Raw genomic sequence first — 12608 nt, 5'->3', positions numbered from 1 at the left:
TAAATAATACTCAAAGAAATCTTAAACAAAATGTACGTTTTCTTTTGATTTGCTATCAAATAGCATATAATTATGGAAGAATTGAAGAATAGCGAGGTCTCCCAATGATTGATGCAAAGGTAATTGTTGAAAAAATGAAAAACCAGAAAATAAATTATGATCGAGTACTACAAAAAATGATCCAACAATGGCAACAAGAAGAAACTCGACCAAAAATATTAATCCATACTTGTTGTGCTCCTTGTAGCACACATACGTTAGAATTTATGTGCCAATTTGCAGAGGTTACTTTATTTTTTTCAAATTCTAATATCCATCCTAAAAATGAATATTTAAGAAGACTCCATGAACAAAAGCGATTTGTTGATCAGTTTAACGAGCAAACCAATCATCATGTTCAGCTGATCGTTGATGATTACCGCCCCAGCGAGTTTAATAAAATGGTCATTACGCAAGGCCTTACGGAAGAAAAAGAAGGTGGCGCAAGATGTAGTGCCTGTTTTAATATGCGTTTAGACCTGGTAGCACAAAAAGCCCAAGAACTTGGTTATGATTATTTTGGGAGTGCATTAACGATCTCACCCAAGAAAAATGCTGCTCTGATCAACCAAATCGGGATGGATATCCAAAAAATTTATGGAACTCATTACTTACCAAGTGATTTTAAGAAAAATAAAGGATATGAGCGATCGATCCAGATGTGTAAAGAGTATGACATTTTTCGTCAGTGTTACTGTGGCTGTGTCTTTGCAGCTAAACAGCAAGGTTGTGATTTAAAGAAAATAAACCAAGAAGCAAAGGATTATTTAGCAAGTTCAAAAATTTCAATTAATTAGCTCTATTATAAAATTTTCAAGAAAACGTAAGAAAAAAATAAGAAATTTATGTTAAGTATAATTAAGTGTCAAAATAAAAGCGATTGATTCGATTGAAAATGAATATTCAGTTTGGTGGAAAAATGAATTTTAGACCAAGCATAAAAAATAATAGTGATGAAAAATAAAACATAAAGGAAGAGATATGATGCGAAAAGTAGCACCTATTTTGAAACCAATAGCAGTCTTAACTATTTCAACAATCGTTGCTACTGCGACCGGTGTTGTCAACAGTTCAAGTTATCGTACCCCTAGTTCAAGTTCGGTGGAAGAAACAACACCAACATCAACACCAGAGACCACATCTAATGAAACGTCGACAACACTGGATCAGACGAATGATTCATCGAGCACATGGGAAGAAAATACGAGTTCAACCAATGAAAATACGTATTCTACAGAGCAACCAAGTAGTTCGAAAGAAAAGTCTGACAAGCAAGGAAGCAGTTCATCCGAAACCAGTGATACGAATGCGATCAATGGAGGAAATCATACAGAACCAAGCTCAAGTTCGTCAACAGTACCAAGTAATACGACACCAAGTACTGAAGGACAAGATAGTGGAGAGGCTACCGTGAAAAATGTAACGCCAACCCAAAATACAGATGGGAAGCAAGTGTATAATCAGCAAGCAGGTGATTCACAATGACAATTTTATTAGATATTATCAATAGCGTGCATAAGTTTTTAGGTTATTTAGATATTAGTCCTAAATATTTAAATCGAGGCTATACGATTTTAAGTGTGATCCCAACGATGTATCTTTTACGGATTATTTATGGACTTTGGCAAAACCAAAATTACTTACAATTTTTCTTGTATGGAATCGGCTTTTTAGTGTTAGTGTATTTTATCATTTTGAATGTATTTTATTACTTTCTGGATAAGAATACCAAAGCGGATGTGACACAATTGTTTGTCAAATATTTACCGGAAGAAGCATTCAATATTCAAACAGAAGAAGCGATGCTGAATAGCGGTGCAATCGACAAAGTGAACACGAAAGAAGTCAGTGTTTCTTATGATGAAGATTATCAATTGCGATTAGCTGAAAACATGCGTTATTTAATCGGGAATGGTGAGATTAAAACAAATGATCTAGGAAGAATGGATGGCTATCTTGTGGATCGTAACACACTTTATCCTTATTATTACGTTAAAAAAGTAGCAGAAAAAGAATATCAGTTGAGTATTGGGCGCAGCTACTCGGATTTAGCCCCTGTTGGAACGATTCTTATGGATTCGGCGGATGAAAAGCTCGAACCAGTTGGGTTGTTTATTGTAGGTGGTGACTTCGTCAAAGAAGGCTTAAGGTATCATGAGCCTTATCGTTTAAAACTTATCGTGAAAAAAGAACAACCAGAAAATGAAGCAATGGTTTACAGTAGAAGTCAACGAAGAAAGCATTCACGAAGTTAATGGATCACGTTGATCAAGACAGGTTGGAAAATTGTGGATGAAAAATGACAGAATCTCCCTTTGAATAATAAAAAAAAAATAGAGTTATACGTGATGTATTCTTATTCTTTCCTTTACTTTCTAAAAAAGGTAAAATAAAAAAGAACAATAAAAAAATCAATTGAATAATACGAAGAGAAAACAAAAGTAAAGCGGGAGGTATGTTGTGAAAGAATTTTTTAAAAATTGGGGTATTTTGATCGTAGTACTAGCAGCTATTTTATTAGCTCGGGTCTATGTATTTACGCCAGTTACCGTTAATGGACATTCAATGGATCCGACGTTGAGTGATGGTCAACGATTGATCTCGTCGAAAATCTCAAAGTATGAACGCTTTGATATTATCACGACGAAAGAACCTGGAGATGAAGAACGAATGATCGTTAAACGAATCATTGGCATGCCGGGCGATACCGTGAAAATGGAAAATGATCAATTGACGATTAATGGTAAAAAATATAATGAGTCTTATTTAAATGAGTTTAAAAAAGATTTTGCGAAAGATAAATTGCAGAATGAATATTCTTACAGTGAAGCTTTCCAAGCACAGGCTGAAAATTCGCAGCATTTCACAAGTGATTTTGAATATGTCGTGCCCAAAGGAAAATATTTAGTTTTAGGAGATAATCGTTTGATCTCTAAAGATAGCCGAATATTTGGCTTGGTGGATGCAGACATGATTCAAGGAAAAGTAGTTTTCCGTTACTGGCCTTTGAACGAAATCAAAATCTTTTAAGTCTCTTTCTGAGCAGGTATCAGAAAGAGCATGAGCAAAAATGCAGGCAACAGTGGTCATGACCAAGTTGTCTAGCCCAGAAAATAAGCCACAGAATCCGAAATAGTTTTTCCTATTTTAAGGATTCTGTGGCTTATTTTTTATTTTTTTCCGCTAGCAAAAAACAAAGAAGCATCTTGGTTCATGAATAAATTTTTACCAGAGTGAAAAGTGTGGATATTCGTTGACTGAAACCCAATTTGTTCAAGTAGAGCCATAAGTGCTTCATGGTCAAACCCATTATGGACTTTTGGATGGTTGATCGCATCATTGTGATCAAAATCAATGATCAAAAGTTGACCGTTTGGCGTAAGCATGTGGTAGAGTTTTTCTAAGATCAAACGTGTGTCAGGAATATGCAGTAGGACTAATGACATCAAAATAAGATCTACTTTTTGATCGATTTTTTGATCGATGGATTCGGTTGTGGCATCGAACGTTGCCGAAGAGACGTTTGTTAATCCGCTAGTCTTAATTTTGTCTTCAGCAATTGTTAGCATCGCATCAGAGGAATCAACTAGAAGAAGTTGCTTGAATCGGTCAGCTAAAGCTAACGAAACCAAACCGGTACCTCCGCCATAATCCATAAAAGTCAGTTCTTTGGTGGAAAAAGGTAGTTGAGAAATTAGTTCGTCTTGAATAATTTTTGCTAGTGCTTTTCTTTCGGAAGTATCATAATGGTTTGCGATTTGATTGAAGATTTCTGACATAAGGTCACTCCTGACTTCATAAGTTAGATGAATTTTATTAAGTATAGCAAAAAAATCTGTTTTCCCAAACCACTAGTTGATTTTGAAGAATTGAAAGACACGCAGCTATTGTTTTAAATGTATGAGGTTTTAATCTAAAGTAACGTTTTTACCAGATGAAAAATTCTCACTGTAAAAAATAATGAAAATCAAGTATAATACCATAGGAACAAACTGGAAGGTGAGCAAGTAAATGGCACAACTATTTTTTAAGTATGGCGCAATGAATAGCGGCAAGACAATTGAGATCTTAAAAGTCGCACATAATTATGAAGAACAGAATAAACCAGTTGTCTTGATGACAAGTGGGATCGATACCAGAGATGGTGTTGGTGTTGTCTCTAGTCGTATTGGGTTAAAAAGAGAAGCCACGCCGATTTTTGAAGAAACAGATGTCTTTGATGTCATTTTTCAAATGGAGGATAAGCCATATTGTATATTGATCGACGAGGCGCAATTTTTAAAGAAAAAACACGTAATTGCGTTTACGAAAATTGTTGATGAATTAAACATTCCGGTGATGGCATTTGGTTTGAAGAATGATTTTAGAAATGAGTTATTTGAAGGATCAAAATATCTATTGCTTTATGCAGACAAAATCGAAGAGATGAAAACGATCTGTTGGTTCTGCCATAAGAAAGCAATCATGAATTTACATTATATCGATGGTCAACCAGTTTACGAGGGGGATCAGGTACAAATTGGTGGAAATGAAGCCTATTACCCCGTTTGTCGGAAACACTATTTTGAACCATCAATTATGACAGAAGGAGAATAAAGATGTACGATCAATTACAAGCAATTGAAGACCGTTATGAAGAACTGGGCGAGCTACTAAGCGATCCAGAAGTAATTTCAGATACGAAACGTTTTATGCAATTGTCAAAAGAAGAAGCAAACACTCGTGAAACTGTTGATGTCTACCGTCGTTACAAAGATGTCGTACAAGGGATCAAAGATACAGAAGAGCTATTAGGTGAAAAGTTAGATGATGAAATGGCTGAAATGGCCAAAGAAGAATTATCTGATTTGAAAAAAGAAAAAGAAGAATTAGAAGAAAAAATCAAAATCTTATTACTACCAAAGGACCCGAACGATGATAAAAACATCATCATGGAAATCCGTGGGGCAGCAGGTGGAGATGAAGCAGCGTTATTTGCTGGTGACTTATTCAACATGTATCAGAAATATGCAGAATCACAAGGTTGGAAAACGGAAGTGATGGAGGCAAGTATTACTGGTATCGGTGGCTATAAAGAAGTCATCATGATGATCTCTGGAGAAAATGTCTATTCAAAATTAAAATATGAAAGTGGTGCGCATCGTGTACAACGAGTGCCATCTACAGAATCACAAGGACGAATCCACACATCAACAGCAACCGTTGTGGTCATGCCAGAAGCAGAAGAAGTAGAAATCGATATTGAAGATAAAGATATCAGAACAGATATCTATCATGCATCAGGGGCTGGCGGTCAGCACGTCAATAAAACAGCATCGGCAGTTCGTCTAACTCATTTACCTACTGGAATCGTGGTAGCAATGCAAGATGAACGTTCACAGCTGAAAAACCGTGAAAAAGCCATGAAGATTTTACGTGCCCGTGTCTATGATAAAATCCAACAAGAAGCACAAAGTGAATACGATGCAAACCGTAAATCAGCCGTTGGAACGGGTGATCGCTCTGAGCGGATCCGTACGTATAATTTCCCGCAAAACCGTGTGACTGACCATCGTATTGGTTTAACTATCCAAAAATTAGATCAAATCCTTGCTGGAAAAATGGATGAGATCGTGGATGCGTTGATCATGTATGACCAAACATCAAAATTGGAAGAAATGCAAAATGGGTAAGACCACGTATTTAGAAGTCCTATCACGGGCTTCTTCTTTTTTAGAAGATCATGGAAAAGAAGGTCATAGTATCCAATTTCTTTTTCTTGAACGTAAAGGTTGGCAAAAACTTGATTGGTTGTTGCAGATGAATGAGCCCATTTCTAGCGAAGATCAACAGATGATCGAACAAGATCTGGAGCATTTGATGAACAATTATCCGCCTCAATATTTGTTGGGGTATGCTGACTTTTATGGCCACCGCCTAAAAGTGACAGAGGACACTTTGATCCCTAGACCGGAAACAGAAGAATTAGTTGAACGATGTTTGCAAGAAACGTCAGAACAAAACTTGAAGGTCATAGATATTGGAACAGGAACAGGGGCAATTGCGATCAGTTTAAAAGCTGCAAGAAAGAACTGGGACGTTTCGGCTGTGGACCTATCTCCAGCAGCTCTCTCAGTAGCGAAAGAGAATGCGCAACAAGCTGGACTGGCGATCCATTTTTATCATGGAGATACACTGGCACCGGTCAGTGATCAAACCTTTGACGTCATTATTTCCAACCCGCCGTATATTCGTTTCGATGAATGGGAATTGATGGATGAAAGTGTTCGGACATTTGAACCTAAAATGGCATTATTTGCCGAAGATGAAGGATTAGCCATCTATAAAAAAATAGCAAAAGAAGCAAAACAATGTTTGAAACCAGAGGGAAAACTATTTTTGGAAATAGGATTTAGCCAAGGGGAAATCGTGAAACAAATCTTTCAAACGGCATTCCCCAATAAACAAGTAAGTATTCATAAAGATTTATTTGGAAATGAACGAATAGTTTCTGTGATGAGCTGATTGTGGATGAAAAATATTTTTTATGTTTTTTTATCATAAAAAAACATTGATTTTACAAGGATGAAAACGAGTTATTGACTTATCAACATACTTATCCACTATTGACAAAATAGTTATCAACACTCTGTTGATAACATGAGGATAAAGTAGAATAAATCAAGCATATTGAAAAATGAGGGTGTGGATAGACTGTGGAAACAAACTATTATCATGAAGAACAATTATCAGAAGCAGCACAAGCATTAAAAAGTGGCGAACTCGTTGCTTTTCCAACTGAAACTGTCTATGGACTAGGCGCTAATGCACTTTTGCCTGAAGCGGTAACCGAAGTGTTTTCGGTCAAAGGTCGTCCACAAGATAATCCTTTGATTGTCCATGTTTCATCGTTTGAGCAAGTAAAACAATTTGTGGATAACTTTCATCCTTTAACGGAAAAAATCGTCAATCATTTCTGGCCAGGTCCCTTAACACTTATTTTTAAGATCAAAAAAGGGTCTTTACCACCTATTGTAACAGGTGGGTTATCCACAGCTGCTTTTCGTATGCCAGATAACAAAAAAACACTTGAAGTCATCCAATTAGCTGGTATACCAATTGTTGGTCCTAGTGCGAATACTTCGGGAAAACCTAGTCCAACGACTGCGGAACATGTCTATCATGATTTAAAAGGAAAAATCAATGGGATCATTGATGATGGTGCAACCCGAATTGGTGTGGAATCAACCGTGATCGATCTCAGTGATCCGGATCGTGAACCCATGATTTTACGTCCAGGAGCGGTGACCAAAGAACAGCTTGAAAAAGTAATCGGTGGAAAGGTAGCCGTTGATCGTCATTTAGTCCAAAGCACTGAAACACCTAAATCACCAGGAATGAAATATAAGCACTATTCGCCTGATACGCAAGTCATGATGGTCCAAGAAAATGATTGGGAAGCCGCTGTAAAATGGGCGAAAGAAGAACATTTGCGTGTTGGAGTAATTGCAGGTCCTAAAATTGCTGAAGCTGTTCGTTTTGATGTAGCAGCAGTCTACATGTATTTTGATGATTCAGTAGAAGCCGCTACGAAAGGATTATTTGCAGGATTACGTGGGTTAGATGAGAAGAACCTTGGACTTGATATGATCTTTGTTGCAGTATTTCCAGAAGAAGGTCTGGGAAATGCTTATATGAATCGCTTAAAAAAATCAGCGGGACAAAAATATTTTGAAAAAAGAACGTAGGTAGCTTGTACCCATACTTTATTATGATACAATGCAATAAAGTAAACTCTACTTGAATAAACTTGAATAAAACTGAGAGATCATGTTCAAAAGAGAAAGAATCAGCAATCATTCGTGAGATATAGCTTTTTACAGCGATCTGAATGACCAGTTAAGGATTTTAGCTGATCGTGCCTAGATTGCTAGTTGATTCATGATTTCTTAGTAAACAATAAGAAGGAGCTGTTGTGTGTGGTAGACTACAAAACGTTTGACCCAGATTTATGGGCAGCAATCGCAAAAGAAGAAGAAAGACAAGAAAATAATTTGGAACTTATCGCTTCCGAAAATTTTGTCTCTGAAGCAGTGATGGCGGCTCAAGGAAGTATCTTGACAAATAAATATGCAGAAGGTTACCCTGGGCATCGTTATTATGGTGGCTGTGAATTTGTCGATATCGTTGAAAGTTTAGCGATCGATCGTGCAAAAGAATTATTCGGTGCAAAATTTGTCAATGTTCAACCTCATTCTGGTTCACAAGCGAACACGGCAGCATATCTTGCTTTAGTAGAACCTGGTGACACGATTTTAGGGATGGATCTTTCAGCAGGTGGACATTTGACTCATGGTTCTCCTGTCAACTTTAGTGGAAAAACGTACCATTTTGTAGACTATGGTGTTGATCCAACAACAGAAGTCATTGATTACAATGTTGTGCGGATTTTAGCTAGAAAACATCAACCAAAATTGATCGTTGCCGGAGCAAGTGCCTATGGTAGAATCATTGATTTTGAAAAATTTAGAGAAATCGCTGATGAAGTTGGTGCGAAATTAATGGTTGATATGGCACATATCGCTGGCTTAGTTGCAGCTGGTGTCCATCCAAGTCCAATCCCTTATGCGGACATTACTACGACAACCACTCATAAAACATTACGTGGACCACGTGGTGGTATGATTTTGACCAATAATGAAGAATTAGCGAAAAAAATCAATAGTGCAGTTTTCCCTGGCATCCAAGGTGGACCACTAGAGCATGTCATTGCAGGGAAAGCAGCAGCATTCAAAGAAGCATTGACACCTGAATTTAAAGAATACAGTGAACAGGTTATTGCTAATGCCAAAGCGATGGCAAAAGTCTTCAATCAAGCAATCGGTACAAGAGTGGTCTCTGGCGCAACGGATAATCATTTAGTTTTAATCGATGTCCGTGGATTAGAGTTAAACGGGAAAGAAGCCGAAAGTATTTTAGATAGTGTGAATATTACGGTTAACAAAAATTCAATTCCATTTGAAACACTTAGCCCGTTCAAGACTAGCGGTATCCGTATCGGTACTCCAGCAATTACTACAAGAGGCTTCAAAGAAGAAGATGCTGCGAAGGTGGCGGAATTGATCGTCAAAGCTTTACAAGCCAAAGAGAATGAAGCCGAATTAGCTGAAGTCAAAGCTGGTGTGCGTGAATTGACTGAAAAATATCCTTTATATAATAAATAAAAGGAATAATCACTACAAAACGAGTCGCTTAAGGCAAGAAGTACCATCAGCAGACATAAAAAAGCAACTGTTCCAAAATTCTTAGTTTTGCTGAAATTTACTGTGTATTAAAAATAATCCGAAGAATCCAAAATCGCTTCTCCTGTTTTTGGAATTCTTTGGATTATTTTTTGAAATGGCTTATTGGGTGTGGATACTTTTTCAAGGGAAAGTTGTTGGAATCGCTTCTTTTGGGTGTTTTAGTTTTATTTAGGCAAAAGTTTTCTTCTATCGATGTAGCACGAATACATTGGTGAGATCTATTTAAAATAGCCTGAGATATAGGACTGAGATGGATTAGGTATGGAAGTGTTGAGGTTTTGTTTTAATGATTGGATAAACTAAGACGGAGGTACTGGGGGAAGTATGGGGAATGCTTATGTTGACTGAGTTTGAGAGAAAACAAACAAACTGATTTTTTGACTTTTTCATTGGGGCTCACTAGTATATGAGGTGTAATTTGGCTTTTTATTATAATCTAGGGAGGAACCATGATGACCGAACGAATCTCATTAGAAAAAGCAGCAATCGAATTTAGTGATGCAAATGCTCCCCACCCAAGAATCTACGAATTACCACCTGAAGAAGGACGAGCACTATTAGAAAAAGTCCAAGAATCGCCCGTTGATAAACTACCAGTCGACATTGAAGATTTAACGGTTGATACTGGTCAATGGGGGGCCATCAACGTTCGTTTTGTCCGTCCAGAAGGAAATACTGATAAATTACCAGTGATTTTCTATATTCATGGAGCTGGTTGGGTTTTTGGTATCGCACAAACTCATGACAAGTTGATTCGTGAATTAGCCGTTCGCACGAACTCGGTCGTCGTTTTTCCAGAGTACAGCCGTTCGCCGGAAGCAAAATATCCAACAGCGATCGAACAAAGCTATGCAGTCTTACAAATGCTAAGTGAACTAGCGGAATCAAAAGGGTTAGATTTATCTGAATTAGCGGTAGCGGGCGATTCAGTTGGAGGTAATATGGCAACTGTAATGACTATTTTAACCAAAGAACGCCAAGGGTTGCCGATCCAAAAACAACTTTTGTTTTATCCGGTGACGGATGCCAATTTCACTACTGATTCTTATCAAGAATTTGCCGAAAACTATTTTTTAACAAAAGAAGGAATGAAATGGTTTTGGGACCAATATACAACTGATGATTCAGAGCGGTCAGAAATCACAGCATCACCATTACGAGCGACTTCTGAAGAGTTGGCAGATTTACCACCAGCTTTGATTTTAACTGGTGAAGCGGATGTTTTAAGAGACGAAGGAGAAGCTTATGCTCGGAAGTTACGTGATGCAGGTGTGGCAGTCACCCAGGTTCGTTTTCAAGGGATGATCCACGATTTTGTGATGGTCAATTCATTGGACCAAACCAATGCTACCAGAGCAGCGATGCTTTTAGCGACTCAGTGGTTACAGCAGGATCGATGATCCTATTTATATAACCAGATATATGTAATATTAATCTGACTAAAAGACAGTAAAAATAACAAAAAAATTCATTGTTCAAAGCTTTTTTGTTATTTTTTACTGCTTTTTTTTATTTTTGATTACTGTTGTTTTATTTATTTTATTTTCTTTTGAAAAGTTGTTGGTTTGACTAGTCAATTGGGTCTTTTTGTTTTACAATTAAAAAGAAACGACAGAACAAAGGAGACCAGAAAAATGGGCAAATTCCAAGTAATCGACCATCCATTGATCCAACATAAACTAACTATTATTCGTGACAAAGATTGTGGAACAAAAGTTTTCCGTGAGGTTGTCGACGAAATTGCTATGTTGATGGCATATGAAGTATCACGTGACATGCCATTAGAAGATATCGTAATCGAAACACCGATTACAGAAACAACTCAAAAAACGTTATCTGGTAAAAAAGTAGCGATCATTCCGATTCTACGAGCAGGTATTGGGATGGTTGACGGTATTTTAGAATTGATCCCAGCTGCGAAAGTCGGACATATCGGGTTATACCGTGACGAAGAAACATTTGAACCTCATGAATATTTCGTAAAATTACCTGAAGATATCGATGCACGACAATTATTTGTTGTTGACCCAATGTTAGCGACAGGTGGCTCAGCGATCATGGCGATCGATGCATTAAAAGAACGTGGCGCTTCAAATATCAAATTTGTTTGTCTAGTAGCTGCTCCAGAGGGTGTAAAAGCTTTACAAGAAGCACATCCAGATATTGATATCTACACAGCTGCATTAGATGAAAAATTGAATGAACACGGCTACATCGTTCCAGGTCTAGGCGATGCAGGGGACCGTTTATTTGGTACGAAATAAAAATAATAAACGCTAAGGCACCAAACCATAGTAGGATTTCTTATTCTATTATGGTTTTTTGTTTGTTATTAATTCTAGTAATTTTATCATGGTTTTGATAGAAAGTAGTTTATTCAAAGAATAGCTGCAAGAAAATGGATCAAAGAATATACGGAATTTGAAAAAACGGATGGAGTCTTGCGAAATCTTAAGTGAACAAGAGGAACAGCAAAAGAATAGAGGATAGTTTTTGACATCTCATAAGTCTTTATTGATGTGAGAAAAAAAACTATTTTTAAGTTAGAGAGAACAATAGGCACGTTTATGATGACATGAATGGAATAAGTAATCCTAGATAGTTGATGAAATTTTTCAAATAAAAAAACCATCCCAAAAAACGCAGAGATGGTTAGTGTTAAATTTTCTTCAATTCTTTGTAATTGATGATGATTACACCTTTGCTTTGTGTCATTAAATTGGCATTTTCATCTGTTTTGTCAATTTCAACCACAGCCGAGTTTTTCAGTTGTTTTGAAATTGTTCCAGTTTGCGGTGTTCCATGAATCATAAATGTCACGTGAGTGTCGATCGTAAATTTTTCCCCAAATTCTGACGGTACGATAGTTGTATCAAATTTTCCAAACGTTGCCATTTTCATAAAACCTGCCTTTCATATCAATTATACCACGTTTTATGAAAAAAATCATGAAATAGAACGAAATTTACACTTGTGCCTTTACAAATTTTTAAAATACGTATATAATTTCATATGGAAACGCCAGCTTAGCTCAGTTGGTAGAGCAACGCACTCGTAACGCGTAGGTCACAGGTTCGATCCCTGCAGCTGGCATCATTTATAAAAGCAATGATCTCAAAGATTTTTTATTTTGAGATCGTTGCTTTTTTTCGTAAGGAATTTGAAAAGAAGAGGAAGGACCATCATTAAAAATAGCGAATACGGGGATGTCTATTCTGGATCTGTTTTACTATTCAATAACTGAGAAGAAGCATCAAGATCTGGTTCTTCAACCAATTTTTAAAC

At 36.9% G+C, this 12608-nt stretch carries 13 protein-coding genes and 1 tRNA gene; 12 read left to right on the top strand and 2 right to left on the bottom strand.

Features of this window, described 5'->3' with window-relative positions; translation table 11 throughout:
- Nucleotides 1-104: 104 nt before the first annotated feature.
- From AB3I12_RS07080 to lepB, 4 genes are all read left to right on the top strand, one after another.
- Nucleotides 105-836, top strand: coding sequence for an epoxyqueuosine reductase QueH (locus AB3I12_RS07080; protein ID WP_063626591.1), 732 nt, complete (start codon nucleotides 105-107; stop codon nucleotides 834-836).
- Between the two features lie 187 nt (nucleotides 837-1023).
- The gene (locus tag AB3I12_RS07075) at nucleotides 1024-1524 is read left to right on the top strand and encodes a hypothetical protein (protein ID WP_025480242.1); all 501 of its coding nucleotides are present in this window, start codon (nucleotides 1024-1026) and stop codon (nucleotides 1522-1524) included.
- On the top strand, nucleotides 1521-2294 hold the full coding sequence (locus AB3I12_RS07070) for a DUF6681 family protein (protein WP_010720002.1): 774 nt from the start codon (nucleotides 1521-1523) through the stop codon (nucleotides 2292-2294). Before AB3I12_RS07075 ends, AB3I12_RS07070 begins: the two co-directional genes overlap by 4 nt.
- A gap of 205 nt (nucleotides 2295-2499) precedes the next feature.
- Nucleotides 2500-3069, top strand: coding sequence for a signal peptidase I (gene lepB, locus AB3I12_RS07065; protein ID WP_010720001.1), 570 nt, complete (start codon nucleotides 2500-2502; stop codon nucleotides 3067-3069).
- Between the two features lie 140 nt (nucleotides 3070-3209).
- Here lepB and AB3I12_RS07060 read toward each other — a convergent pair whose 3' ends face one another.
- Nucleotides 3210-3818 (bottom strand): class I SAM-dependent methyltransferase, encoded by a 609-nt coding sequence (locus tag AB3I12_RS07060; RefSeq protein WP_063626592.1) that lies wholly within the window; start codon nucleotides 3816-3818, stop codon nucleotides 3210-3212.
- A 232-nt stretch (nucleotides 3819-4050) separates the two neighbouring features.
- Here AB3I12_RS07060 and AB3I12_RS07055 point away from each other — a divergent pair, with 232 nt between their 5' ends.
- From AB3I12_RS07055 to upp, 7 genes are all read left to right on the top strand, one after another.
- Nucleotides 4051-4635 carry a thymidine kinase gene (locus AB3I12_RS07055; RefSeq protein ID WP_010719999.1) on the top strand — a complete coding sequence of 195 codons (585 nt, stop codon included), beginning with the start codon at nucleotides 4051-4053 and terminating at the stop codon, nucleotides 4633-4635.
- Between the two features lie 2 nt (nucleotides 4636-4637).
- Entirely contained in the window at nucleotides 4638-5711 is a 1074-nt protein-coding gene (prfA, locus tag AB3I12_RS07050; RefSeq protein WP_010719998.1) for a peptide chain release factor 1, read from the top strand.
- The gene (gene prmC / locus AB3I12_RS07045) at nucleotides 5704-6543 is read left to right on the top strand and encodes a peptide chain release factor N(5)-glutamine methyltransferase (protein ID WP_010719997.1); all 840 of its coding nucleotides are present in this window, start codon (nucleotides 5704-5706) and stop codon (nucleotides 6541-6543) included. Before prfA ends, prmC begins: the two co-directional genes overlap by 8 nt.
- A gap of 191 nt (nucleotides 6544-6734) precedes the next feature.
- The gene (locus AB3I12_RS07040; RefSeq protein WP_053765908.1) at nucleotides 6735-7766 is read left to right on the top strand and encodes an L-threonylcarbamoyladenylate synthase; all 1032 of its coding nucleotides are present in this window, start codon (nucleotides 6735-6737) and stop codon (nucleotides 7764-7766) included.
- 231 nt (nucleotides 7767-7997) lie between these two features.
- Entirely contained in the window at nucleotides 7998-9242 is a 1245-nt protein-coding gene (gene glyA / locus AB3I12_RS07035) for a serine hydroxymethyltransferase (protein ID WP_368015648.1), read from the top strand.
- A gap of 533 nt (nucleotides 9243-9775) precedes the next feature.
- Nucleotides 9776-10723 carry an alpha/beta hydrolase gene (locus tag AB3I12_RS07030; protein ID WP_063626594.1) on the top strand — a complete coding sequence of 316 codons (948 nt, stop codon included), beginning with the start codon at nucleotides 9776-9778 and terminating at the stop codon, nucleotides 10721-10723.
- A gap of 234 nt (nucleotides 10724-10957) precedes the next feature.
- Entirely contained in the window at nucleotides 10958-11587 is a 630-nt protein-coding gene (gene upp / locus AB3I12_RS07025; protein ID WP_010719993.1) for a uracil phosphoribosyltransferase, read from the top strand.
- 394 nt (nucleotides 11588-11981) lie between these two features.
- Here the strand turns inward: upp and AB3I12_RS07020 are convergent, their stop codons facing one another.
- Nucleotides 11982-12224 (bottom strand): hypothetical protein, encoded by a 243-nt coding sequence (locus AB3I12_RS07020; RefSeq protein ID WP_010719992.1) that lies wholly within the window; start codon nucleotides 12222-12224, stop codon nucleotides 11982-11984.
- 119 nt (nucleotides 12225-12343) lie between these two features.
- On the opposite strand from AB3I12_RS07020, the gene AB3I12_RS07015 reads away from it, so the two are divergent.
- Nucleotides 12344-12416 (top strand) — tRNA-Thr (locus AB3I12_RS07015).
- Nucleotides 12417-12608: the final 192 nt, after the last annotated feature.

The sequence above is a fragment of the Enterococcus sp. C65 genome, assembly GCF_040887165.1.
In the GTDB taxonomy this organism is placed as follows: Bacteria; Bacillota; Bacilli; order Lactobacillales; family Enterococcaceae; genus Enterococcus_B; species Enterococcus_B hirae.
This window is presented reverse-complemented; position numbering and strand designations above follow the sequence as displayed.

What these genes read in the sequence shown, in the direction of transcription:
- AB3I12_RS07060 (WP_063626592.1), bottom strand. Translation starts at nt 3,818, where the DNA reads ATGTCAGAAATCTTCAATCAAATCGCAAACCATTATGATACTTCCGAA.
- AB3I12_RS07055 (WP_010719999.1), top strand. Translation starts at nt 4,051, where the DNA reads ATGGCACAACTATTTTTTAAGTATGGCGCAATGAATAGCGGCAAGACA.
- upp (WP_010719993.1), top strand. Translation starts at nt 10,958, where the DNA reads ATGGGCAAATTCCAAGTAATCGACCATCCATTGATCCAACATAAACTA.
- prfA (WP_010719998.1), top strand. Translation starts at nt 4,638, where the DNA reads ATGTACGATCAATTACAAGCAATTGAAGACCGTTATGAAGAACTGGGC.
- AB3I12_RS07075 (WP_025480242.1), top strand. Translation starts at nt 1,024, where the DNA reads ATGCGAAAAGTAGCACCTATTTTGAAACCAATAGCAGTCTTAACTATT.
- AB3I12_RS07020 (WP_010719992.1), bottom strand. Translation starts at nt 12,224, where the DNA reads ATGAAAATGGCAACGTTTGGAAAATTTGATACAACTATCGTACCGTCA.
- AB3I12_RS07080 (WP_063626591.1), top strand. Translation starts at nt 105, where the DNA reads ATGATTGATGCAAAGGTAATTGTTGAAAAAATGAAAAACCAGAAAATA.
- AB3I12_RS07070 (WP_010720002.1), top strand. Translation starts at nt 1,521, where the DNA reads ATGACAATTTTATTAGATATTATCAATAGCGTGCATAAGTTTTTAGGT.
- prmC (WP_010719997.1), top strand. Translation starts at nt 5,704, where the DNA reads ATGGGTAAGACCACGTATTTAGAAGTCCTATCACGGGCTTCTTCTTTT.
- AB3I12_RS07030 (WP_063626594.1), top strand. Translation starts at nt 9,776, where the DNA reads ATGACCGAACGAATCTCATTAGAAAAAGCAGCAATCGAATTTAGTGAT.